The sequence below is a fragment of the Ruegeria sp. BK1 genome (assembly GCF_056535645.1).
Genome location: NZ_JBQFIS010000001.1, coordinates 921,529 through 943,381, shown reverse-complemented (window position 1 = coordinate 943,381; position 21,853 = coordinate 921,529). Strand labels below are relative to the sequence as shown.

Here is a 21,853-nt window from a genome sequence, read left to right as displayed (position 1 = left end):
CTAAAAGGCGCGCAATCTCGGCCCCTTTGGACACAGGACATAAGATGCAAGAGCCCGCCATCACCCCGGATCTGATTGCCGCACACGGGCTTAAGCCCGACGAATATGACATGATCCTCGAAATCATCGGGCGCGAGCCGACCTTTACCGAGCTGGGTATTTTCTCGGCCATGTGGAACGAGCATTGTTCCTACAAGTCCTCCAAGAAATGGCTGCGCACCCTGCCCACCTCTGGCCCACAAGTGATCTGTGGCCCGGGTGAGAATGCGGGCGTGGTCGATATTGGCGACGGTCAGGCCGTGGTGTTCAAAATGGAAAGCCACAACCATCCCTCGTATATCGAACCCTACCAAGGCGCTGCGACCGGCGTGGGCGGCATCCTGCGCGACGTCTTTACCATGGGGGCGCGTCCCATTGCGTCGATGAATGCGCTGTCCTTTGGCGAACCCGGCCACCACAAAACCCGCCAGCTTGTGAATGGTGTGGTCGAAGGCATCGGCGGGTACGGCAACTGCTTCGGTGTGCCCTGCGTGGGTGGCGAGGTGCGGTTCCACCCGGCCTATAACGGCAACTGCCTTGTGAACGCCTTTGCTGCTGGTCTGGCGGATAGCGACAAGATATTCTACTCGGCCGCCTCGGGCGTCGGCATGCCTGTCGTCTATCTTGGCGCCAAAACCGGCCGTGATGGCGTTGGCGGTGCGACCATGGCCTCGGCCGAGTTCGATGACACCATCGAAGAAAAGCGCCCCACCGTTCAGGTTGGCGACCCCTTCACTGAAAAGCGCCTGATGGAGGCAACGCTGGAACTGATGCAGACCGGCGCCGTGATCTCGATCCAGGATATGGGTGCAGCTGGCCTGACCTGTTCCGCAGTTGAAATGGGCGACAAGGGTGGCCTTGGCGTACGTCTAGATCTCGAGAACGTCCCCCAGCGCGAAGAAAACATGACCGCCTATGAGATGATGCTGTCGGAATCTCAGGAACGGATGCTGATGGTCCTCAAGCCCGAGCTTGAGGCTGAGGCCCGCGCCGTGTTCGAGAAATGGGATCTGGACTTTGCCATTGTTGGCGAAACAATCGCTGAAGACCGTTTCCTGATCGTTCATAATGGCGAGGTCAAAGCTGATCTGGTTCTGTCGAAACTGTCTTCGACCGCGCCCGAGTACGACCGCCCTTGGGTCGAAACACCCGCAGCCGAGGAATTGGCCGAGGTCCCTCAGATTGATCCAATCGATGGTCTGCGTGCCCTGCTCTCTTCGCCCAATTACGCAGGCAAGCAGTGGGTGTACGAGCAATATGACACGATGGTCATGGCCGACACCGCCCGCACGCCGGGTCTGGGCGCGGGTATGGTCCGCGTGCATGGCACCGAAAAGGCTCTGGCATTCACCAGCGACGTGACCCCGCGTTACGTGCGCGCCAACCCGATTGAGGGCGGCAAGCAGGCGGTGGCCGAAGCCTATCGCAACCTGACCGCCGTGGGGGCAACCCCGCTGGCAACCACCGATAACCTGAATTTCGGCAACCCCGAAAAGCCCGAGATCATGGGACAGTTTGTCGGCGCGATCAAAGGTATTGGCGAGGCTGTCGCCGCTCTGGATATGCCGATCGTATCGGGCAACGTCTCGCTCTATAACGAGACCGACGGTCATGCGATCCTGCCGACCCCCACCATCGGCGCGGTTGGCCTTCTAAACCACACTGATGAGATCATCGGCAATGAGGTTCGCGAAGGCCATGTTGCACTGGTCATCGGCGAAACCAAAGGCCATCTGGGCCAATCCGCCCTACTGGCTGAGGTGTTCAACCGCGAACACGGCGACGCGCCGCATGTCAATCTGGACGCAGAAAAACGCAACGGTGACTTCATCCGCGCCAACCGCGAGATGATCAAAGCCTGTACCGATCTGGGCGATGGCGGTCTGGCGCTAGCTGCGTTCGAACTGGCCGAGGCCGCGGGCGTCGGTGTCCACTTAGACGAAGCTCCAACCGAATTCTTGTTTGGCGAGGATCAAGCCCGGTATTTGGTGGCTTGCAACTTTGATCAGGCTGAGGCGCTAATGATCGCTGCCGGTCAGGCCGGCGTTCCGCTGGTCTCGGTCGGCCGCTTCACCGGCGATGCGGTCAAGATCGGAGGCTCTGAGGCTGCGCTGGGTGAGCTGACCGCCACATTCCGTAGCAGCTTTGCGGAAGCTGTCGCCTGACATAGCCTTCTCAAACGATACCGAAACCCGCGCTTTGATCGGCGCGGGTTTTGTCGTCTCAGGACCACTTGCGCGCCCCGCTTAGGCGCTCTACATCTTGGGAAAGACCTTTAGGAGTAACCTACATGCCGATGAGCGCCCACGAAATCGAACACCTGCTGCGCGAAGCCTTTCCCGATGCGGAAATTCAAGTCGGCGGCAGTGATGGCGTGCATATGTCCGCGATGGTCGTGGACGAGAGCTTTCGCGGCAAAAACCGGGTTCAACAACAGCGCGCGGTCTATGCGGCCTTGAAAGGCAAGATGGACGGCCCAGATGGAGAGCTGCACGCGCTGGCGCTGACAACGAAAGTACCGGAGTAACTTAGCGATCTACGGCTCAATTGCGGCATATAGCGTTTTAGCAGTTTTGCTAGCTCCAATTGTACTGATCGGTTTGCCCGGTTTGATACTTCACTATCGTAGAAGACTCCGTAATAGCGCGAACGAACAGCATCGTTCAGATAGTTCTCAATCTTGATGCCAGTGGCTTCCATCGTTTTTGCAATAGTTTTTGCATCAATAGTTGCCGCCGCATTGATCGAAGCCTATGTGAAACGGGAAAGAAAACACAAACTGGCCGAAATACGCCCGGCCCCGGACAAGATCGGCGAAGCTGGCGGTATCAAACGCCGCGGTCTCGACCCGTACATTTTGGCTCAGACGGAGCAGCGGCGGCTACAGAACGAAGGATGGACCCCCGGTCTGTCTCAGGATGAAACCAACGCCCCGGACGCGGGGGAGAAGGAAACGCAAGATGAGCGACGTTAAGACCCAGATTGACGAAACCGTCAAAGCCAACGATGTGGTGCTGTATATGAAAGGCACCAAGGAAATGCCGCAATGCGGATTCTCGTCCCGCGTGGCTGGTGTGCTGAACTATATGGGCGTAGACTATGCCGACGTGAACGTTCTAGCTGATGAAGAGGTCCGTCAGGGCATCAAGGATTATTCCGACTGGCCGACCGTGCCGCAGCTTTACGTCAAAGGTGAATTCGTCGGCGGTTGCGACATCATCACCGAGATGACCCTGTCCGGCGAACTGGACACGCTGTTTGACGACAATGGCGTCGGCTACAACAAAGATGCCGCCGACAAGATCCGCGAAGCTAACGCCTGATTAGCGGCTACTACAATCGCTTAGAACAACCTGCTCGCTGGCGGCATCCCCTGCCGCCAGATAGCTGACAGTTGCGTCCCAGCCTTTCGAGCGCAGGACATAGCTGCCACCCGGACCGCTGGAGCGGTATTGGATACCCGACCCGCTGATGGTCTGCTCCAATGCAATCAACCGGTTATCCACCAACATCGCCGCAGCACTTGCACCGTCTGTAGCGTTGAAAAAGATCACCTCCAGCGGCGTGCCGTTCTCGCATGTGAAGGTCACAGGCAGGACGTCTATCTGGGCCGATGCGACGCTGCCCCACATGCCCAGCATGGAAGCTAGCGCAGTAGCAGGGAAAAATTTCATCCCGCTTTCTCTTCCACCACCGACGCCAATGCCTCGGCCCGTGCGGCCAGTTCCGCCAGCGTATCCGTGACCGAGGGCGGCACGACCGCCACTTCGACACGCTCTGGTTCAGGCTGCGGGGCGTTGCGCAGGGTCTGCACCTCGGCCTCGACCTCAGCCAGCTTGCCTTCCAGCATCTTGATACGATCATCCGTAGCGGCGGCCTTATCGGCCAGCATCAGCCCAGCCATCAGCAACATCCGCGATTCCGGCATCCGGCCAATCTGATCCGACAGCACTTGAGCCTCGTCGTCCAACATCTTGGCAGCGGCCTGCAAGAACACTTCTTCCCCCTGCTGGCACGAGACTTCAAAGCCACGACCGCCGATTTGAATGGTCACCTCGGGCATTACTCCACCTCACCTTCCGCCAGTTTCGCGCGCGACAACAACGGCTCTAGCCGGGCCAGAACTGCGTGGGCTTCGGCCGCGTCTGTGGCTTGTGCGGCGCGGGTCGCCTCAAGCTCGGCCACCGTGGCGCGGTTCAACAATTCGGCATCCGGCATTCCGTTTTGCGAGGCAGACCGCAGCTCATCTACCGTCTCGCGCAGCTGTTCATTTGCCTTGCGCATCCGTTGCAGGTCATCATCCAGACGCGACATCGCGGCCCCGTGACTACTGCGTTCGGCGCGCAGCATCTCCAACTCGGCCGAAAGTTCAGCAACCCGCTCGCTATCAGCCAATTCGGACCGCAGACGCGCGTTTTCTTCTTCCAGAGCCAGAGCCCCGTTGATCGCGGCCTTCAACTCTTCGTTTTCGGATTTCAGCGCGTCCAGTTCATCCTGATTTTCCAAAGCCGCCTTGGCTTCGGCCAACTCGGCCCGCGCCGCTTCGACAGAAGCCAGTTTCGCGGTCGCCTCTGCTAATTGCTGACGCAATTGAGGCACCTCAGGGTCTTCGACCGGGGCTGCACGCAAATTTTCCATGTCGGCGCGCATCGCGTCGACCTCTTGCTCGTGGCGCTGTTTCAGCGATTTCAAACGCTCTTCAAGCTGCGCGTTGGCAACTTTTTCGTCATCCAATGCAGCTTTCAGTACATCGTCTTGTCCGGAGGGATCTGCTGGTTTGGTGCCCAAGGCATCGACGCCGGCTCCAATCCGTTCCATCGCGGCGACAATGCGACGTTGTAGTTCTTCGATCTGGCTCATACCTGTGCCACCTGTTTACCAAGGTTCCTTGAAATGTGATTTGTGCGAATCAACATTGTCTTCGTCTTGGCCTAGTCTAACCGAATGGCGCGGAAAATACCCACTGTTTGCTTTCAATCACTTGGACCGCATTCTTGAACCACTGCGACCGCGTAACCCCCGGTTCTGCTTGCACTTTGAGGGCTGAGTGGTATTCAGCGCGCAATCTGCCCGTAATCCAAAGGAATAACGCCCGTGGACCTGACTGCGCTGCGCAATGCAAACCCCGAACATTGGGACAAAGCTGCGGCCATCCGCACCCTGACCCTGGACGCCGTCGCCGCCGCCAATTCCGGCCATTCTGGCATGCCGATGGGCATGGCCGATGTTGCGACCGTGCTGTTCGAAAAGCACCTGAAATTTGACGCCTCGGCCCCGAACTGGCCCGACCGCGACCGGTTCATCCTGTCGGCCGGCCATGGTTCGATGCTGATCTATTCGCTGCTGTATCTGACCGGCCACGCTGACGTCACGCTGGACGAGATCAAAAACTTCCGCCAGTTGGGCGCAAAAACCGCAGGCCATCCGGAAAACTTTCTGGTCGATGGAATTGAGACCACCACCGGCCCGCTGGGTCAGGGTATCTCGAACGCTGTGGGCTTTGCCATGGCCGAGGAAATCCAGCGCGCGCACTACGGCAAGAAGGTCGTTGATCACTATACATATGTGATCGCGGGCGACGGCTGCCTGATGGAAGGCGTCAGCCAAGAGGCGATCACCCTCGCCGGACGTCATGAGCTGAGCAAGTTGATTGTCTTCTGGGACAACAACAACATCACCATCGACGGCACCGTGGACATCGCAGACCGGACCGATCAGGTGCGCCGTTTCGCGGCTTCGGGCTGGCATGTGATCGAGATCGACGGCCATGACCCGCAAGCCATCGACACAGCCATCGTGCAAGCGAAAAAGTCGAACAAACCGACCATGATCGCGTGCGAAAGCCACATTGCTCTGGGTCACGCGGCTCAGGATACATCAAAAGGCCATGGCGCGCTGACCGATCAGGATCAACTAAAAGCCGCCAAAGAAGGCTATGGCTGGCCGCATGGCGCGTTTGAAATCCCTGCCGACGTGAAATCGGCTTGGGAAGCCATCGGTGCCCGTGGTGCCGCCGAGCGCACCGCATGGGAGGCCCGCTTTGCCGAGCTGTCCGAGCGTAAGCAGGCCGAGTTCAACCGCGCATATGCGTTTGAAGCGCCCAAGAAACTGGCCGGCGCGATCCGCGCGTTCAAGAAACAAGCCTCGGAAGACCAACCGAAACTGGCCACCCGCGCCTCGTCGGAAAAAGTTCTGAACGTCGTTAACCCGATCATGACCGAAACCGTTGGCGGTTCGGCTGACCTGACAGGGTCGAACAACACCAAATCTGCGGATATGGGCGTGTTCCTGCCGGAAAACCGCAAGGGCCGTTACATCCACTACGGTATCCGCGAACACGGGATGGCCGCTGCGATGAACGGCATGGCGCTGCATGGTGGCATCCGCCCGTATGGCGGCACGTTCATGGCCTTCACCGACTATGCGCGTCCGTCGATGCGCCTGGCCGCGTTGATGAAAATCCCGTCGGTCTTCGTGATGACTCACGATTCTATCGGTCTGGGCGAAGATGGCCCGACCCACCAGCCGGTCGAGCATCTGGCGATCAGCCGCGCGACACCCAACACCTATGTGTTCCGCCCCGCCGACACGGTTGAAACGGCTGAGGCATGGGAACTGGCGCTGACCTTCAAGGAAAGCCCCTCGGTCCTGTCGCTGACCCGTCAGGGCGTGCCGACCGTGCGCAAGGATCACAAAACCAAGAACCTGACCGCACAAGGCGCTTATGTTCTGGCCGAGGCCGAAGGCAAACGCCAGGCCATCCTGATTGCCACCGGCTCGGAAGTGTCACTGGCGATGGAAGCCAAAGCGATGCTTGAGGCCGAAGGCATCGGCACCCGCGTCGTCTCCATGCCCTGTATGGAGCTGTTCGCCGAGCAGGACGAAGCCTATCGCAAGCGCGTGCTGCCCGCCGGTGCCGTCCGCGTCGGCATCGAGGCCGCCGTCCGCGCCGGTGGCTGGGATCGCTGGCTACTGGGCGAGCGTGGCCGTGAAGCCAAGGCTGGGTTCATCGGCATGTCGGGTTTTGGTGCGTCGGCCCCCGCGGGTGAGCTGTATAAGCATTTCGGCATCACTGCCGAAGCCACCGTTGCAAAGGTCAAGGACCTGCTTGGCTAACCCGCAACGCATATCAAATCACAAAAAAGGCGACCACAGTGGTCGCCTTTTTTCCTACCTGTTTCCTGTCACAGGTTGGTGAGTCATTGTGACCCCGCCTGCCCTATCCTCACGACTGAAACGCATTACCTGCGGCAAAACCAACCAGTCACAGGGAAGACCAAATATGAAACTCCACGCCGTCCTCTGCGCCGTTGTCATGGCCACCGCCGCCCCAGCCTTTGCGGCTGAATTTGCCAGCAAGGAAGAGATTCAGAAAACCATGGCGGGCCACACCTATGCCGGAGGTATGCTGTCGGGCGCGTTTACCGAATATTACGCCGCTGATGGCACCATCAAGGGCGAGGGCTACACGGGCAAGTGGGAAGCAACGGATAGTGGCATGTGCTTTCAATACGGCACAGACCCCAAGAATTGCTGGGAATTGAAAATTGACGGGGTCGCCGTAACCTTGTTCAAAGACGGCAAGATCGACGGGTCGGGAGTTGTGGTCGAAGGCAATACCAACGGTTTCTGACACGATGCCGCGCCGCTCATTATGGCGGCGCGGATTGGCCAGATCAGTGCGATTTGAGCAGCTTTGTCGCCACCGGGATTAACGCCAGCCCCCAGGCTAATCCGAACACACCGTCCATAGTTGCCTTGGCGATCCACTCAGCCGCGCCTTCATATTGCGCTGAAACCATATGGCCCACCGCATAGGCCCAGTCGTGAATGTGGTGGCCCAGCCAGCCAAAGCCCAAAACCTCGAGCCCGTGGATGATGATCGACCCGCCGACCCACAGCATTGCGGCGGTCCCAACGATTGAAAGCAGCTTCATCACAATCGGCATGGCTTTGACCAAGCCTCGCCCGGTTCCGCGCCCGATCGGCGTTGGTGCGTTCTGCGCCAGAAACAGGCCCACATCGTCCATTTTCACGATCAACGCAACCGAGCCATAGACCGCAACCGTCACGCCGATCCCGACAACAGCCAGCGTCGCCGCCTGCATCCAGATGTTCGGCGCCTCAATGGCGGCCAGCGCGATGGTCATGATCTCGGCCGACAAGATGAAATCGGTCTTTATTGCACCTTTGACTTTCTGCTCTTCCAGATGGCCTGGATCTCGGATTTTCATATCCTCGTCGATGGCATGGCTGCCATGGGGAAAGAGAACATGGAAAATCTTCTCAGCCCCTTCGAAACATAAATAAGACCCGCCCAGCATCAGCAAAGGCGTGATCAGCCAAGGCGCGAAATTAGCCAGCAACAGCGCAACGGGCAGCAGCAGCACGATCTTGTTGAAAACCGACCCGCGCGCGATGCGCCAGATGATCGGCAACTCGCGCGCCGGGGCGAAACCTTGCACATATTTCGGCGTCACGGCTGCATCGTCAATGATCACGCCCGCCGTTTTGGCCCCCGCCTTGCCAGCCGCTGCAACAACATCATCAACCGACGATGCCGCAACTTTTGCAATTCCGGCAACATCGTCCAGCAATGCCAAAAGACCGCTCATGCCTAGTTCCTTCCTGTAACCAGCCGCAGGTGGACCCTACCTGATCTTTCAGCTAGCGCAAGCGTTAGCGATACCGGCCAAGGTTTGCGCTAACACGTTAAAAATATGTCACTTTTACTCTTTTGAGAACGCGTTAGGGCCGCTATATCGCCTGCAACGCAAGCGCATTTTGGAGACGTTAGATGACCATCAAGGTCGGCATCAATGGTTTTGGCCGTATTGGCCGCTGCACCCTGTCGCATATCGCGGCATCGGCCCGCAACGACATCGAAGTGATCAAGGTCAACGCAACCGGCCCGCTAGAAACCACGGCGCATCTGCTGAAATATGACAGCGTCCACGGGCGCTTCCCCCGCGACGTCTCGATCGAGGGCAACACCATGGATCTGGGCCGCGGCCCCATGGAGATGTTCTCGACCTACGACATGAACGAGCTGGACTGGGAAGGCTGCGACGTCGTTCTGGAGTGCACCGGCAAGTTCAATGACGGCCTGAAAGCCAAGACGCATCTTGAGCGTGGCGCGCAAAAGGTTCTGCTGTCTGCTCCGGGCAAGAATGTCGATAAAACCATCGTCTATGGCGTGAACCACAACAGCCTGGCTGCTGATGACAAAATGGTCTCAAACGGCTCCTGCACCACAAACTGCCTTGCTCCGCTTGCCAAGGTTCTGGACGAAGGCATCGGGATTGAGCATGGCATCATGACCACGATCCACGCCTATACCGGCGACCAGCCCACGCTGGACCGCCGCCACAGCGACCTGTACCGCGCTCGCGCTGCCGCTATGTCGATGATCCCAACCTCGACAGGTGCTGCCAAGGCGCTGGGTGAGGTTCTGCCGAACCTCAAAGGTCGTCTGGATGGCTCCGCAATCCGGGTTCCGACCCCGAATGTCTCGGCAGTGGACCTGACCTTCCGCGCCGGCCGCGAGGTGACTGTTGACGAGGTCAACGCTATCGTGCGTGAAGCTTCGCAGGGTCATATGCAGCGCGTTCTGGGCTATGAGCCCGCGCCGCTGGTTTCGACCGATTTCAACCACACCGAAGAAAGCTCGATCTTCGCACCGGATCAAACCCGCGTAGTCAGTGACCGGATGGTACGCGTGTTGGCATGGTATGACAATGAATGGGCCTTCTCAGTCCGTATGGCGGATGTCGCCGTTGCGATGGGCCGTCTTAACTAAGACGCCATTGAATTCTTGAACATATTTGCCCGCTCAGGTTATCTGGGCGGGCATTTTCGTTCGGGGCCTCGATGACCAATCAAATAGCTATCTGGCTGGGTTTTTTGATTCTGGGGGCCGCCTGCCTAGACTATGCCCTGTTCGGGCCCGAGCATTTTCTGTTTCTGGGCAAGAAACTCTATGCCTTCCTGGATTGGATCGCCGTCTGGCGCTGACATAGGTTTTGCTTGACTTTTTCGTCATTCTGGCTTTGTTAGCGCTAACTCGAACGCAAGCCGAAAGACGGACGGAGCAGATCATGACACTCAAACTGGCAATCAACGGATTTGGACGCATCGGACGCAACGTGTTGCGTGCTGTTATGGAGACTGGCCGAACCGATGTTGAAATCGTCGCCATAAACGACCTGGCCATGCCCGAGATGAACGCGCATCTGTTCGAGTTTGACAGTGTCCATGGCAGGTACTCCAAGCCAGTGACGCTGTCTGAAGCCGGAATGGATGTTGGCGCCGGTCCCATACGTTTGACCAGCGAGCTTGACCCGGAAAACCTGAACTGGTCCGATGTGGACGTCGTACTGGAATGCACCGGCGTGTTCCGCACGCGCGAGGCTGCTGCCCGTCATCTGGAAAATGGGTCTAAGAAGGTTCTGATCTCGGCCCCTGCCCGTGGGGATGGTGGCGTGAAAACGATCGTATTCGGCGTCAACGATCACGAGTTGACCGCTCAGGATACCATTGTGTCGAACGCGTCTTGCACCACGAACTGCCTATCACCCGTTGCTGCCGCCCTTGATGCGGGCCTTGGCATTGTTCATGGCAACATGACGACGGTGCATGCCTATACGGCCAGCCAACCGGTGCACGATTCCGCTGGCAAAGACCCCTACCTGTCCCGCGCCGCGGCTCTGTCGATGATTCCGACAACAACCGGAGCGGCCTCTGCCGTGGGTCTTGTACTGCCGCAACTGCAAGGCAAACTGACCGGACAGGCCATTCGAGTGCCGACGCCCAACGTGTCGGTTGTCGATCTGGTCGTCGAAGTCTCACGCTCTACTACCGAGGAAGAGGTCAACGCCCTGTTCGTAGAAGCGGCAGCCAAGATCCCCGGCGTACTTGCGGCGGAACAGCGCCCACTGATCTCGGTCGATTTTAACCACGATTCCCACAGCTCGACCGTGTCCCTGCCCGAGACGAAGGTAACCGACGGCACTCTGGTCCGGGTGCTGGCCTGGTATGATAACGAATGGGGCTTCTCGAACCGGATGCTGGATACAGCAGCGGCTATGGGCGCGTTAACCTAAACGCTCTTTCAACGCCGCATCGACACGGGGCGTGACGAATTTCGACACGTCCCCGTCCAGACGGGCAATCTCTTTAACCAGTTTCGAGGCGATCGCCTGATGGCGGGCCTCGGCCATCAGAAAGACCGTCTCAATCGAATTGTCCAGTGCGCGGTTCATCCCGACCATCTGGAATTCATACTCGAAATCCGCAACGGCCCGAAGGCCGCGCACGATGATCTGAGCCCCAACATCGCGGGCACAATCAATCAGCAGGTTTTCAAAGGGATGCGCAACGATTTCCGTGCCGGTCTGCTCGGTCAGATGCGCGCATTCAGCCTCGATCATGGCAACGCGTTCTTCCAAAGTGAACAAAGGTCCCTTGTCGCGGTTGATCGCAACCCCAATCACCAGCTTGTCCACAAGTGCGGATGCGCGACGAATGATATCGATATGACCCAAGGTGATCGGATCAAAAGTTCCGGGATATAATCCAACCCTCATCGCCGCCTCCTGCGCAACAAAATTTCTGCGCAAGCAAACACAACTCTGCCGCAGGTGCAATAGGTTGGCGTGGATATCGGGGCGATTAGTGCCCCATTATCATGGTTTCCAGCGCCTCTTTCTCCATTGCCAGTTCGGACAATTGCGCTTTGACCACATCCCCAAGTGTAACGATGCCGATCAATTTGCCATCTTCGACAATAGGCATGTGACGGAACCGTCCTTCAGTCATGCGGCTCAGGACGTCTTGGACCGAATCCTGACGCGTCGCCGTTACCAGATCGCTGGTCATGTAGGCGCTGACCGGTTTGCTGAGGCATCCGCTGCCGCTGGCCGCAAGTTCACGGACGATATCGCGTTCCGACAGAATGCCTGCTGCGGATTTCCCGCCATCCTCGGACACCACAACCGTACCGATCCGCTTTTCTGCCAGAATTTTCGACGCATCGGACACGGTCACGTCCGGGGCAACCGTCATGACCCCTTCGGTGGCCTTGGATTTCAGAATGGCCTGAACAAGCATAGGCGAAACCTCCGAAATAACTTGCTGTTTTCCAAAGCGTTGCCGGAATGTTTGAATGTGTCAAGATGAAGCTGCCGCTTCCAGCCGCGCCACTTCGTCACGAATTCCAGCGGTCAGCGCAGTTGCAAACCGGTTCAGGCGCTCGTTTCGTTGATCCCCTTGATGTCGGACCAGATGAAAACTCCGGGTCAGACTGACATGATCCGTCAGGATTTTCCGCAGATTTGGATGGAATGGCAGCGTGAAATCGTGGGCCACACAAACCCCAGAGCCCAAGGCAACCTGCCGCAACTGGACCGATACGGAATTCGATGCAAGTGCGACACGGTCAACCCCAAGATCGACCAGGTAATCGAGTTCGCGGTCGAAGATCATGTCCGGGATATAACCGATCATTCGATGCCCTTTCAGTGCTTCGGGCGTTGGGATCGCGGGCCGCGCGGAAAGGTATTTGTCACTGGCTACCAGATGCAATCGGTAGTCGGTGATCTTCTGAACCAGCACCCGGCCTGCCGTCGGCGCGCTGACGGTTACAGCCATATCCGCCTCGCGTCGGGACAGGTTGATAACGCGGGGCAAGGCCAGGATCTGGATATCCAAATCGGGATTGGCATCGCAGATTTGCGCGCAAACCTGTGGCAACAGGTAGTTGGCGCAACCATCGGGGGCCCCGATCCTGATCTGTCCACTTAGCGTTTTGGACGACCCCGCCATAGCCCCGGCTACAGCGCGCATCGCCTCTTCCGCTTTTAACCCGTGATCCATCAGGCGTTCTCCGGCTGAGGTCAGAACATAGCCTTGCTGAGATTTGGTGAACAAAGGCGCGTTCAGCGAAGCCTCAAGCCGAGCAATCCGTCTGCCCACTGTCGCGGGGTCGATCTTAAGTAGCCGACCCGCGGCGGACAGGCTTTCTTCGCGCGCAACCGCCAGAAACACCCGCATATCATCCCAATTCGGTGTCACCGCATACTCTTTGCATTTTTGCAAAACATATTTGAGACATTGCCTCTGTTCACGCGATTTTTGCAAGCCTATTGTGCGCGCAAAGATAACGGAGGAATTCGCAATGTCCGAACTGTCCCATTTCATCAACGGCGAGAACGTGTCCGGCACGTCTGGTCGCTTTGACGACGTCTTCAACCCGGCTACGGGTGAAGTTCAGTACAAATGCCCGATGGCCAGCGTGGCCGAGACCACGGCTGCCATCGAAAGCGCCGCCGCTGCGCAACCCGCGTGGGGAGCCACTAACCCGCAGAAACGCGCGCGGGTGATGATGGCCATGGTTGGCCTGATGAACCGCGACATGGACAAGCTGGCCGAGGCGCTCAGCCGCGAGCACGGTAAGACCATCCCTGACGCCAAAGGCGACCTTCAGCGTGGTTTGGAAGTGATCGAATATTGCATCGGCGCACCACAGATGCTGAAGGGCGAATACACCGACAGCGCAGGCCCCGGCATCGACATGTATTCCATGCGCCAACCGCTGGGCGTTGTGGCCTCGATCATGCCGTTCAATTTCCCCGCCATGATGCCGCTGTGGCACGTGGGCCCGGCGCTGGCCTGCGGCAATGCCGTGGTTCTGAAACCGTCCGAACGTGACCCCTCGGTCCCGCTGATGCTGGCGGAACTGTTTGTCGAGGCTGGTCTGCCCAAGGGCGTGTTCCAGGTGGTCAATGGCGACAAAGAGGCCGTGGATACTTTGCTGGACAGCGAGATCATTCAGGGCGTCTCTTTCGTGGGGTCGACCCCGATTGCGCAGTACATCTATTCCCGCGCCACAGCGAATGGCAAACGCGCGCAGTGCTTTGGCGGTGCCAAGAACCACATGATCGTCATGCCCGACGCGGATATGGATCAGGCCGCTGACGCGCTGGTCGGTGCCGGGTTTGGTGCGGCTGGCGAACGCTGCATGGCAGTTTCGGTCGCCGTTCCTGTGGGTGAGGAAACCGCCGATGCGCTGATCGAAAAGCTGGTGCCGCGCATCGAAAAGCTGAAGGTCGGCCCCTATACCGCAGGCGATGACGTGGACATGGGCCCCGTCGTCACCGGAGCCGCGAAAGAGCGTATTCTGGGCCTGATCAACTCAGGCATTGAACAAGGCGCAGAACTGGTCGTCGACAACCGCGACTTCAGCCTGCAGGGGTATGAGGACGGCTTCTTTGTCGGCCCGCACCTGTTCGACCGCGTGACCCCGGATATGGACATCTACAAGCAAGAGATCTTTGGTCCGGTTCTGTCGACCGTTCGCGCGGGATCTTATGAAGAAGCGCTGAAACTGGCGATGGACCATGAATATGGCAACGGCACCGCGATCTTCACCCGTGACGGTGATACCGCCCGCGACTTCGCCAGCCGTGTGAACATCGGTATGGTGGGCGTCAACGTTCCGATCCCAGTTCCGCTGGCCTATCACACCTTTGGCGGCTGGAAAAAATCCATGTTTGGCGACTTGAACCAGCACGGCCCGGACAGCTTCAAATTCTATACCCGGACCAAAACGGTCACCGCGCGCTGGCCCTCGGGTATCAAAGAAGGCGGCGAATTTAACTTCAAAGCCATGGATTAAATGCCACGTAGTTTTTGAATCGGCCCCTTCGGGGGCCGGTTTTTTTCGGCAACGGTCTGCCGAATTCAGGCCGAAGCGCCGATTTCACGATAAATTCAGGCCAAGATGTCTGGAAATGTGCATCGATCGCCAATATTTTATCGACAAAATACAGACCGAGCAGTTCCTGAACCGGAGGCCAAATTGTCCAATTCCCGCTTGACCCGTCGCTCTGCCTTGTTGGGGGCAGCGTCCCTGTTGGCCACCCCTGCCCTTGTGCGCGCCCAAAGCTCTGACGCATTCCCGCAGAACGAAGACGCGATCAGCACGCAGCTTCCGGTGCGCCGTAACGTTTCGTCCTTCTCGCAGCAGAACTGGCAGGACCATTTTGATGAGCTGGGTGTGGGTGCCCTGTTGGCCGACATCACCAGCCGCGCGGTGCATTACTGGGGTCCAGACGGGACCTACAAACTGTATCCGAGCTCAGTCCCCATGAGCGAAGATCTGACAAAACGCGGCTATACCGAGGTTGTACGCAAACGCGAAAACCCAAGCTGGACACCGACCGCGTCGATGCGCGAGCGTGATCCTGATCTGCCGATCCGCATGGAAGGCGGTGAGCCGGGCAATCCGCTGGGCACGCGGGCTATGTATCTTGGCTGGCCTGCCTATCTGGTCCACGGTACCCATGATACCCGAAAGATTGGACGTCAAAGCTCGTCCGGCTGTATCGGGCTCTACAATCAGCATGTCGAGGAGCTCTATCCCCTCGTCCAGGTTGGAACCCAAGTTCGACTGGTTTGAAACACAAAACCCCGGCCGCAAGGACCGGGGTTTTTTCATGACTTAGAAGAGCGTTATTCCGGCAGAATGACTGCGTCGACAACATGGATCACACCGTTGCTGGTTTCAATGTCCGCCTGAATGACTTCGGCGTCGTTGACTTTAACCCCGCGCTTGGCGTTGACGCTCAGTCGATCACCTTGGACCGTCAGAACCTTTGCGCGCTTACCAGCAATGTCACCGGACATAACCTTGGCCGGGACCACGTGATAGGTCAGAATTTCGACCAGTTGATCCTTATTCTCGGGCAGCAGAAGCGTTTCTACTGTGCCTTCGGGCAAGGCGGCAAATGCCTCATCTGTGGGGGCGAATACGGTGAACGGGCCGTCACCTTTCAACGTGTCGACCAGACCAGCAGCCTGAACAGCGGCAACAAGCGTTTCGAACGACCCGGCCGAAACGGCGGTGTCCACGATGTCGGCGGCTTGCGCCTTGACCGGCAGTGTCAGGGCAAGTGCGGCAGCGGCACCCATCAGTGTTTGGCGGAACATGGCTGTATCTCCTCTCCAGCGTGTTATCGAAAGGGGTACGGGGCCTCAGCCGCAGCGGATCACTTTGAGTTCAATTTTCTTTGATCTGCACCCAGATACTTTGCGCACGACCATCGCCCAGGAACGGCAAAGACTCGACCGCATCAGGACGATCCTGTTGCAGGTAATACCCCGGCCAAAGCATTGAAAACGCGCCAGATTGCAGCAAAGCGTGCAGCATGTACTGCTCGCCCCAACCGGGGCAGTCATAGAAGAATCGCTTGGGATATTCGTAGGGCAAAAAAACATCGTGCACATGGATCACGACACCGGGTTTCAATGCAGGAATGATGCGACAGAACAGGTGTGCGACGTCATTGCTTATGCGTACGACGTGGCTGGAATCGATGAACAGGATGTCGCCCGCCTCCAACTGATCGAACAGCGCGGGGTCGACCTCTTCCAGCCGTTTCTGTTCGAAATGATCCACCACATGGGCGATGTCTGCACGCGGATAGGGGTCAATCGCGGTGATCTGCGTCTTGAGCCCGCCGTCGATGATCGCTTGCCGGGTCACGCGCGTTGAGTTGCCGCAGCCGACCTCAATCACCCTTCGAGGTTTGAACCGACGGATCATCAGGTACAAGGCATCGGCATCGGGGCTATCATAATAGCCATTGCCAATCCGATAGCCGGTTTGACTGCGCGCCGGGTCCTTCATTGCGGCCAGCGCATCGGCATGTTCGCCATATTCGGCCGCCAGCGGCGCAATATCGAACTCCTTCATCCCCGGCGACAAGGCATAGGCGGGTCGAGTCAAGCCTCCTGCCCTCTCAAACGCTTCAAGGCGGGCGCGTTCGTCATTTTCGGGGGCTTTGTCGATAAGTTTAACCCCAAGTTCCTCAAGGGCGTCGTTGATTTTTCGGAATTTCCTGGGTTTCACGCGAACGCTCCGGGGTTTGGACTGTTGACTGAAGGGTTCTTATCGCCGGCGCCGGGGGCTTCGCAAGCCAAACACTTGGCAAGACGATCATTTCCGTATTCACTGTTTTGAATAACCGACGAGGGCGACCATGCAGCAAGAATACACGCTGGGTATCGAGGAAGAGTATCTTCTGGTCAACCGCGACACATGCGAACTTGCCGAAGCGCCCGAGGCGTTGATGGAAGCTTGCCAGACCGACTTCAAAGGCCAGGTCAGCCCCGAATTCCTGCAATGTCAGATCGAGGTCGGCACCCGCCCCCATGCCACTATCGCCGCCGCACGAGAGGACCTGAAACGCCTACGGTCCTGCGTGGCCAAACGCGCGGCAGACTACAACCTCGCACCAATTGCGGTGTCGTGCCATCCGTTTGCCGACTGGAAGAAGCAGCACCACACGCGCAAGGAACGCTATGACGCGCTGCAACATGCCTTGGGCGGCGTGGCGAGGCGAATGCTGATCTGTGGGATGCATGTCCATATCGGGGTTCAAGACCCTGCCCTGCGTGCTGATCTGATGCCGCAACTGGCCTACTTCCTGCCTCATCTGCTGGCCTTGTCCACCTCATCCCCCTATTGGAACGGTGAGGATACGGGGCTGTCCTCGTACCGTTTGACGGTCTTTGACAACCTTCCTCGCACCGGGTTGCCCCCAGCCTTGGCCAGTTGGGACGAATATGAGCGCACCACCGGTATTCTGGTAGAGCTTGGCGTGATCGAGGATACGTCGAAAATCTGGTGGGACCTTAGGCCGTCGCACCGCTTCCCCACGCTTGAGACGCGGATCATGGATGTGCAACCGAGGCTTGAACACGCGCTGTCTCTTGCGGCGATGGTACAGGCCCTGACCCGAATGCTGTGCCGCCTGAAAGCGCGAAACCTGCGTTGGCGCAACTATGACCAGTTCCTGATCGGAGAAAACCGTTGGCGCGCACAGCGCTATGGCGTCGGCGAGGGCATGATCGACTTTGGCGACCGCTCGATCAAGCCCATGCCCGAACTGATGGGCGAACTGATGGGACTACTGGCCGAAGACACCGAGGCACTTGGTACAATGACCGAACTGGCGCGGTTGCAACAAATCGCACAGTACGGAACATCGGCCACACGTCAGCGACGCGTTTATGCCGAGGCATCCGCCCGTGGCGAAGATCCGGGAAAAGCGGTTGTCCAACACCTGATCGAGGAATTTCACCACGACCTTTAATCCCCAATAGACAGATGCTGGGAATTGCTGGCTGTGAAAAATTTCTGTAAGGATTGGGAAATAAACACTCGTTCAATTCATCCGTCGGCGTGGGAGGGAAGCCATGGATTTCGCTTTGACCGAAGAGCAGACTGCGATCTTCGACATGGCCTATGAGTTCGGGCAGAAGAACATAGCCCCCTATGCTCGACAGTGGGAGGCTGAAGGGACCATCCCCAAAGACCTGTGGCCACGTGTCGGAGAGCTTGGATTCGGCGGCCTCTACGTCTCTGAAGACAGTGGAGGTTCGGGCCTGTCGCGTCTGGATGCCACAATGGTGTTCGAGGCGTTGTCAATGGCCTGCCCGTCCGTCGCGGCGTTTCTTTCGATTCACAACATGTGCGCGAAGATGTTGGACAGTTTCGCCGGGGATGCGCTTAAAGCACGTATCATGCCCGATGTTCTCAGCCTGAATACCGTTCTCAGCTATTGCCTGACCGAACCGGGCTCGGGCTCGGATGCTGCTGCGCTGAAAACCCGCGCGGACCGCAGCAATGAAGGATACCTGCTGAACGGGACCAAGGCGTTCATCTCAGGAGGTGGTTATTCCGACGCCTATGTCTGCATGGTGCGCACGGGACAGGACGGTCCCAAGGGGATTTCAACGGTCTATGTCGAGGACGGCGCCCCCGGCCTGTCCTTCGGCGCTTTGGAGCAGAAGATGGGATGGAAAAGCCAACCCACGGCGCAGGTGCAGTTCGACGATTGCAAAATCCCGGCCGAAAACCTTGTTGGTGTCGAAGGCGACGGGTTCAAATACGCGATGATGGGCCTAGATGGCGGACGGCTTAACATCGCCTCATGCTCGTTAGGGGCCGCGCAAGCGGGGCTGAATATGACGCTGCAATATATGTCCGAGCGGCAAGCCTTCGGTCAGTCCATCGACCAGTTTCAGGCGCTGCAATTCCGTCTGGCCGATATGGAGATCGAGTTGCAGGCCGCGCGCACATTTTTGCGCCAAGCTGCGTGGAAACTGGATCAGGGCGCGCCCGATGCCACCAAGTTCTGCGCCATGGCCAAGAAATTCGTGACCGAGACCGGATCGAAAGTGGTGGATCAGTGCCTGCAACTGCATGGCGGCTATGGCTACCTTGCAGACTACGGTATCGAGAAACTGGTCCGCGACTTGCGCGTGCATCAAATCCTGGAAGGAACGAATGAAATTATGCGCGTGATCGTGTCGCGCCAGATGCTGGCCAATCGCTGAGGGCGCCATGGCTGATATCGACATTCGAACAGCGGGCCGCGCCGGACGGATCACTCTGACCAGGCCCAAGGCCCTGAACGCGCTCAGCTATGACATGTGCATGGCCATCGACGCGGCGCTCCGCAACTGGCGCGAGGATGATGCGGTGGATCTGATCATCTTTGACGCCGAGGGCGACAAAGCCTTTTGCGCCGGAGGCGACATTGCCGAGCTTTACGAAACCGGCACCAAGGGCGATTTCGCATATGGTCAGACGTTCTGGCGGGGTGAATACCGCCTGAATGCGCTGATCTTCGAATACCCCAAACCGGTCGTCAGTTTCCTGCAAGGATTTACCATGGGCGGCGGCGTTGGGATCGGATGTCACGGCAGTCATCGCGTCGTGGGCGAAAGCAGCCAGATCGCCCTGCCCGAATGCGGCATCGGTCTGGTGCCGGATGTGGGCAGTTCGCTGATGCTTGCGCTGGCCCCCGGTCGGGTGGGCGAATATCTGGGCATAACCGGCCACCGTATGGGCCCCGCCGACGCGATTTTCGCCGGATTCGCCGATCACTACATCCCGACCGCGCAATGGGCTGACCTGATCGACATGCTCGAAGCCTCGGGCGACGCAAGCCTGCTGGCCGCCCATGCCCAAGACGCCCCTGACGGCAAACTGGCCGCGCTGCAAGACCAGATCAACATGCTTTTTGATGGTGAAGGGTTGCAGGACATCCTCAACACCCTGACCGCGTCAGACACGGATTTTGCGGCGAGCGCATTGAAAATGGTGAACCGAGGTTCGCCCCTTTCCATGGCCTGCTGTATCGAAATGCTGCACCGGCTGCGCGGGCCTAACCTGACCATTCGGAAAGCGCTGGAACATGAATTCCGCTTTACCTACCGCGCAAGCGAGCACGGAGATTTTCTGGAAGGTATCCGTGCACAGATTATCGACAAGGACCGCACACCCCGCTGGAAGCACCAAGACCGGACTGTCCCCATTGTCGAAGTGTCGCGGGTGCTACAACCACTGGGCAGCAATACGCTGACATTCGAGGAGGATTGAGGAATGAAGATCGGGTTTATCGGCCTTGGGAATATGGGCAATCCGATGGCTGCCAATTTGTCCAAGGCCGGGCACGAGGTTGCAGGCTTTGACATGGCAGACGTAGACGTTCCAGGCGTAGTTATGGCCGCTTCGGGGGCTGAAGCCGCCGTCGGTGCCGAGATCGTCATCACCATGCTGCCCAACGGCCAGATACTGCGTGCTGTCGCTGACCAGATCTTGCCCGCAATGGATTCGGGCGCGGTCTGGGTGGATTGCTCGACCGTAGATGTGGACAGTGCCCGCGCAGTCGCAGACCAAGCCGCTCAAGTTGGCGTCTTGGCCGTGGATGCACCCGTGTCCGGAGGGATTGGCGGTGCCGCCGCCGGAACCCTGACCTTTATGGCAGGTGGCATTGAGGAGGCCTTCGCCAAGGCCGCCCCACTGTTCGACATCATGGGGCAAAAGGCCGTGCATTGCGGTGGCTCTGGTGCCGGTCAGGCCGCCAAGATCTGCAACAACATGATCCTCGGCGTCACTATGATCGCCACCTGCGAGGCGTTTGCGCTGGCTGACAAGCTGGGTCTGGACCGGCAAAAGATGTTCGACGTGGTCAGCACGTCCTCGGGCTATAGTTGGACGATGAACGCTTATTGCCCCGCGCCCGGTGTAGGACCTGCCAGCCCGGCGGACAACGATTACCAACCGGGCTTTGCGGCGGAACTGATGCTCAAGGACCTGCGCCTCAGCCAGCAAGCGGCCGAAAGCTCGGATGCTGATACTCCGATGGGACAGGCGGCCACTGCGCTTTATGAGCAGTTTGTCGAGGCCGAGAACGGGCTGGGCAAGGACTTTTCTGCCATGCTGCCCCGGTTCGAAAAACGCGGACGCGGATGATATTATCCCGTGGGCGGGTATCTGCCCGCGGGGTTGACCGCCGACCTTCGGACCGCCATCTATCGAGTCAGAGCAGTTTTGTGTCGGAGATCACGATGTCACGCGTTTTGGCAGTTTTGTTAACAGTTTCCACTCTGGTGGCCGCTCCTGCGGCGGTGATGGCAGGCAATGGTAAAGGCAACGGCAAGACTACGGACAACGTTTTTCGCATCCCTTCGCAACCTGTGATTCAGGTCAAGAACAAGGGTGGCCATTGCCCACCGGGTCTGGCCAAGAAAAACGTACCTTGCGTTCCGCCTGGCCAGGCCAAAAAACTGTATCGCAACGGCGAGTTCATCAATAACGACTACCGCTGGATCAATGACCCTTACCGTTATGGTCTAGATCGCGGTTCGTATATCCGAGCTGGCGATTACGTTTACCGGGTCGACCCCGAAACGCGCAAAGTGCTGAACTTGATCGGCTCGGTCGTCGACATTCTGAACTAGG

General features: G+C 58.3%; 25 protein-coding genes. 16 read left to right on the top strand and 9 right to left on the bottom strand.

Annotated features, from left to right (window positions below; all coding sequences use genetic code 11):
* Positions 1 to 44: 44 nt before the first annotated feature.
* The 4 genes from purL (at position 45) to grxD (ending at position 3,362) form a co-directional block, all read left to right on the top strand.
* The gene (gene purL / locus ACR3E7_RS04650; RefSeq protein WP_480504376.1) at positions 45 to 2,204 is read left to right on the top strand and encodes a phosphoribosylformylglycinamidine synthase subunit PurL; all 2,160 of its coding nucleotides are present in this window, start codon (positions 45 to 47) and stop codon (positions 2,202 to 2,204) included.
* Between the two features lie 125 nt (positions 2,205 to 2,329).
* Positions 2,330 to 2,566, top strand: coding sequence for a BolA/IbaG family iron-sulfur metabolism protein (locus ACR3E7_RS04645; protein WP_170354080.1), 237 nt, complete (start codon positions 2,330 to 2,332; stop codon positions 2,564 to 2,566).
* A 213-nt stretch (positions 2,567 to 2,779) separates the two neighbouring features.
* On the top strand, positions 2,780 to 3,013 hold the full coding sequence (locus tag ACR3E7_RS04640) for a hypothetical protein (protein ID WP_480504377.1): 234 nt from the start codon (positions 2,780 to 2,782) through the stop codon (positions 3,011 to 3,013).
* Positions 3,000 to 3,362 (top strand): Grx4 family monothiol glutaredoxin, encoded by a 363-nt coding sequence (gene grxD / locus ACR3E7_RS04635; RefSeq protein WP_170791053.1) that lies wholly within the window; start codon positions 3,000 to 3,002, stop codon positions 3,360 to 3,362. Before ACR3E7_RS04640 ends, grxD begins: the two co-directional genes overlap by 14 nt.
* On the opposite strand, the gene ACR3E7_RS04630 is transcribed toward grxD, so the two are convergent.
* From ACR3E7_RS04630 to ACR3E7_RS04620, 3 genes are read right to left on the bottom strand one after another with little or no spacing between them, the layout of a single operon-like run.
* Positions 3,363 to 3,713 (bottom strand): MliC family protein, encoded by a 351-nt coding sequence (locus tag ACR3E7_RS04630; protein ID WP_170769655.1) that lies wholly within the window; start codon positions 3,711 to 3,713, stop codon positions 3,363 to 3,365.
* Complete coding sequence (locus tag ACR3E7_RS04625; protein ID WP_170786647.1) at positions 3,710 to 4,102, bottom strand: cell division protein ZapA; 393 nt, start codon at positions 4,100 to 4,102, stop codon at positions 3,710 to 3,712. Before ACR3E7_RS04625 ends, ACR3E7_RS04630 begins: the two co-directional genes overlap by 4 nt.
* A complete protein-coding gene (locus ACR3E7_RS04620) occupies positions 4,102 to 4,899 on the bottom strand; it encodes a hypothetical protein (RefSeq protein WP_480504378.1) in 798 nt (265 codons plus the stop codon). Before ACR3E7_RS04620 ends, ACR3E7_RS04625 begins: the two co-directional genes overlap by 1 nt.
* Before the next feature lie 234 nt (positions 4,900 to 5,133).
* Here ACR3E7_RS04620 and tkt point away from each other — a divergent pair, with 234 nt between their 5' ends.
* The gene (tkt, locus tag ACR3E7_RS04615) at positions 5,134 to 7,155 is read left to right on the top strand and encodes a transketolase (protein WP_480504379.1); all 2,022 of its coding nucleotides are present in this window, start codon (positions 5,134 to 5,136) and stop codon (positions 7,153 to 7,155) included.
* Positions 7,156 to 7,321: 166 nt separating this feature from the next.
* A complete protein-coding gene (locus ACR3E7_RS04610) occupies positions 7,322 to 7,672 on the top strand; it encodes a hypothetical protein (protein WP_170769651.1) in 351 nt (116 codons plus the stop codon).
* 43 nt (positions 7,673 to 7,715) lie between these two features.
* Here the strand turns inward: ACR3E7_RS04610 and ACR3E7_RS04605 are convergent, their stop codons facing one another.
* Positions 7,716 to 8,654: a DUF808 domain-containing protein gene (locus ACR3E7_RS04605; RefSeq protein WP_170791058.1), complete on the bottom strand. Its 939-nt coding sequence runs from the start codon at positions 8,652 to 8,654 to the stop codon at positions 7,716 to 7,718.
* 182 nt (positions 8,655 to 8,836) lie between these two features.
* Here ACR3E7_RS04605 and gap (ACR3E7_RS04600) point away from each other — a divergent pair, with 182 nt between their 5' ends.
* The 3 genes from gap (ACR3E7_RS04600) (at position 8,837) to gap (ACR3E7_RS04590) (ending at position 11,141) form a co-directional block, all read left to right on the top strand.
* A complete protein-coding gene (gene gap / locus ACR3E7_RS04600) occupies positions 8,837 to 9,838 on the top strand; it encodes a type I glyceraldehyde-3-phosphate dehydrogenase (protein WP_480504380.1) in 1,002 nt (333 codons plus the stop codon).
* A gap of 71 nt (positions 9,839 to 9,909) precedes the next feature.
* Complete coding sequence (locus tag ACR3E7_RS04595) at positions 9,910 to 10,053, top strand: hypothetical protein (RefSeq protein WP_170791063.1); 144 nt, start codon at positions 9,910 to 9,912, stop codon at positions 10,051 to 10,053.
* Between the two features lie 83 nt (positions 10,054 to 10,136).
* A complete protein-coding gene (gene gap, locus ACR3E7_RS04590; RefSeq protein ID WP_480504381.1) occupies positions 10,137 to 11,141 on the top strand; it encodes a type I glyceraldehyde-3-phosphate dehydrogenase in 1,005 nt (334 codons plus the stop codon).
* Here the strand turns inward: gap (ACR3E7_RS04590) and coaD are convergent.
* From coaD to ACR3E7_RS04575, 3 genes are all read right to left on the bottom strand, one after another.
* Positions 11,133 to 11,624: a pantetheine-phosphate adenylyltransferase gene (gene coaD / locus ACR3E7_RS04585; RefSeq protein WP_170769646.1), complete on the bottom strand. Its 492-nt coding sequence runs from the start codon at positions 11,622 to 11,624 to the stop codon at positions 11,133 to 11,135. The two genes, gap (ACR3E7_RS04590) and coaD, sit on opposite strands and share 9 nt — an antisense overlap.
* A gap of 85 nt (positions 11,625 to 11,709) precedes the next feature.
* The gene (locus tag ACR3E7_RS04580; RefSeq protein WP_170786633.1) at positions 11,710 to 12,147 is read right to left on the bottom strand and encodes a CBS domain-containing protein; all 438 of its coding nucleotides are present in this window, start codon (positions 12,145 to 12,147) and stop codon (positions 11,710 to 11,712) included.
* A 60-nt stretch (positions 12,148 to 12,207) separates the two neighbouring features.
* On the bottom strand, positions 12,208 to 13,110 hold the full coding sequence (locus ACR3E7_RS04575; protein ID WP_480504382.1) for a LysR family transcriptional regulator: 903 nt from the start codon (positions 13,108 to 13,110) through the stop codon (positions 12,208 to 12,210).
* Between the two features lie 103 nt (positions 13,111 to 13,213).
* Here ACR3E7_RS04575 and ACR3E7_RS04570 point away from each other — a divergent pair, with 103 nt between their 5' ends.
* Positions 13,214 to 14,713 (top strand): CoA-acylating methylmalonate-semialdehyde dehydrogenase, encoded by a 1,500-nt coding sequence (locus tag ACR3E7_RS04570; protein ID WP_480504383.1) that lies wholly within the window; start codon positions 13,214 to 13,216, stop codon positions 14,711 to 14,713.
* 183 nt (positions 14,714 to 14,896) lie between these two features.
* A complete protein-coding gene (locus ACR3E7_RS04565) occupies positions 14,897 to 15,496 on the top strand; it encodes a L,D-transpeptidase (protein WP_480504384.1) in 600 nt (199 codons plus the stop codon).
* Positions 15,497 to 15,549: 53 nt separating this feature from the next.
* Here the strand turns inward: ACR3E7_RS04565 and ACR3E7_RS04560 are convergent, their stop codons facing one another.
* The gene (locus ACR3E7_RS04560; protein WP_170786627.1) at positions 15,550 to 16,026 is read right to left on the bottom strand and encodes a fasciclin domain-containing protein; all 477 of its coding nucleotides are present in this window, start codon (positions 16,024 to 16,026) and stop codon (positions 15,550 to 15,552) included.
* A gap of 70 nt (positions 16,027 to 16,096) precedes the next feature.
* A complete protein-coding gene (locus ACR3E7_RS04555; RefSeq protein ID WP_480504385.1) occupies positions 16,097 to 16,948 on the bottom strand; it encodes a class I SAM-dependent methyltransferase in 852 nt (283 codons plus the stop codon).
* A 130-nt stretch (positions 16,949 to 17,078) separates the two neighbouring features.
* Here ACR3E7_RS04555 and ACR3E7_RS04550 point away from each other — a divergent pair, with 130 nt between their 5' ends.
* The 5 genes from ACR3E7_RS04550 to ACR3E7_RS04530 all read left to right on the top strand — a co-directional run bounded on the left by ACR3E7_RS04550 (position 17,079) and on the right by ACR3E7_RS04530 (position 21,852).
* Entirely contained in the window at positions 17,079 to 18,194 is a 1,116-nt protein-coding gene (locus tag ACR3E7_RS04550) for a carboxylate-amine ligase (protein WP_480504386.1), read from the top strand.
* Positions 18,195 to 18,297: 103 nt separating this feature from the next.
* The gene (locus ACR3E7_RS04545) at positions 18,298 to 19,440 is read left to right on the top strand and encodes an acyl-CoA dehydrogenase family protein (protein WP_170791078.1); all 1,143 of its coding nucleotides are present in this window, start codon (positions 18,298 to 18,300) and stop codon (positions 19,438 to 19,440) included.
* Between the two features lie 7 nt (positions 19,441 to 19,447).
* Positions 19,448 to 20,488, top strand: a complete 1,041-nt coding sequence (locus ACR3E7_RS04540) for an enoyl-CoA hydratase/isomerase family protein (RefSeq protein WP_480504387.1) — start codon at positions 19,448 to 19,450, stop codon at positions 20,486 to 20,488.
* Positions 20,489 to 20,491: 3 nt separating this feature from the next.
* A complete protein-coding gene (gene mmsB / locus ACR3E7_RS04535) occupies positions 20,492 to 21,364 on the top strand; it encodes a 3-hydroxyisobutyrate dehydrogenase (RefSeq protein ID WP_170791081.1) in 873 nt (290 codons plus the stop codon).
* Between the two features lie 95 nt (positions 21,365 to 21,459).
* Positions 21,460 to 21,852 carry a hypothetical protein gene (locus tag ACR3E7_RS04530; RefSeq protein ID WP_480504388.1) on the top strand — a complete coding sequence of 131 codons (393 nt, stop codon included), beginning with the start codon at positions 21,460 to 21,462 and terminating at the stop codon, positions 21,850 to 21,852.
* Position 21,853 lies beyond the last annotated feature (1 nt).

Bases quoted from the DNA above. Each gene is read 5' to 3' on its own strand.
- purL (WP_480504376.1), top strand. From the start codon at position 45: ATGCAAGAGCCCGCCATCACCCCGGATCTGATTGCCGCACACGGGCTT.
- ACR3E7_RS04645 (WP_170354080.1), top strand. From the start codon at position 2,330: ATGCCGATGAGCGCCCACGAAATCGAACACCTGCTGCGCGAAGCCTTT.
- grxD (WP_170791053.1), top strand. From the start codon at position 3,000: ATGAGCGACGTTAAGACCCAGATTGACGAAACCGTCAAAGCCAACGAT.
- ACR3E7_RS04630 (WP_170769655.1), bottom strand. From the start codon at position 3,713: ATGAAATTTTTCCCTGCTACTGCGCTAGCTTCCATGCTGGGCATGTGG.
- ACR3E7_RS04625 (WP_170786647.1), bottom strand. From the start codon at position 4,102: ATGCCCGAGGTGACCATTCAAATCGGCGGTCGTGGCTTTGAAGTCTCG.
- ACR3E7_RS04620 (WP_480504378.1), bottom strand. From the start codon at position 4,899: ATGAGCCAGATCGAAGAACTACAACGTCGCATTGTCGCCGCGATGGAA.
- ACR3E7_RS04610 (WP_170769651.1), top strand. From the start codon at position 7,322: ATGAAACTCCACGCCGTCCTCTGCGCCGTTGTCATGGCCACCGCCGCC.
- ACR3E7_RS04605 (WP_170791058.1), bottom strand. From the start codon at position 8,654: ATGAGCGGTCTTTTGGCATTGCTGGACGATGTTGCCGGAATTGCAAAA.
- gap (WP_480504380.1), top strand. From the start codon at position 8,837: ATGACCATCAAGGTCGGCATCAATGGTTTTGGCCGTATTGGCCGCTGC.
- ACR3E7_RS04595 (WP_170791063.1), top strand. From the start codon at position 9,910: ATGACCAATCAAATAGCTATCTGGCTGGGTTTTTTGATTCTGGGGGCC.
- gap (WP_480504381.1), top strand. From the start codon at position 10,137: ATGACACTCAAACTGGCAATCAACGGATTTGGACGCATCGGACGCAAC.
- coaD (WP_170769646.1), bottom strand. From the start codon at position 11,624: ATGAGGGTTGGATTATATCCCGGAACTTTTGATCCGATCACCTTGGGT.
- ACR3E7_RS04580 (WP_170786633.1), bottom strand. From the start codon at position 12,147: ATGCTTGTTCAGGCCATTCTGAAATCCAAGGCCACCGAAGGGGTCATG.
- ACR3E7_RS04570 (WP_480504383.1), top strand. From the start codon at position 13,214: ATGTCCGAACTGTCCCATTTCATCAACGGCGAGAACGTGTCCGGCACG.
- ACR3E7_RS04560 (WP_170786627.1), bottom strand. From the start codon at position 16,026: ATGTTCCGCCAAACACTGATGGGTGCCGCTGCCGCACTTGCCCTGACA.
- ACR3E7_RS04550 (WP_480504386.1), top strand. From the start codon at position 17,079: ATGCAGCAAGAATACACGCTGGGTATCGAGGAAGAGTATCTTCTGGTC.
- ACR3E7_RS04545 (WP_170791078.1), top strand. From the start codon at position 18,298: ATGGATTTCGCTTTGACCGAAGAGCAGACTGCGATCTTCGACATGGCC.
- ACR3E7_RS04540 (WP_480504387.1), top strand. From the start codon at position 19,448: ATGGCTGATATCGACATTCGAACAGCGGGCCGCGCCGGACGGATCACT.
- mmsB (WP_170791081.1), top strand. From the start codon at position 20,492: ATGAAGATCGGGTTTATCGGCCTTGGGAATATGGGCAATCCGATGGCT.
- ACR3E7_RS04530 (WP_480504388.1), top strand. From the start codon at position 21,460: ATGTCACGCGTTTTGGCAGTTTTGTTAACAGTTTCCACTCTGGTGGCC.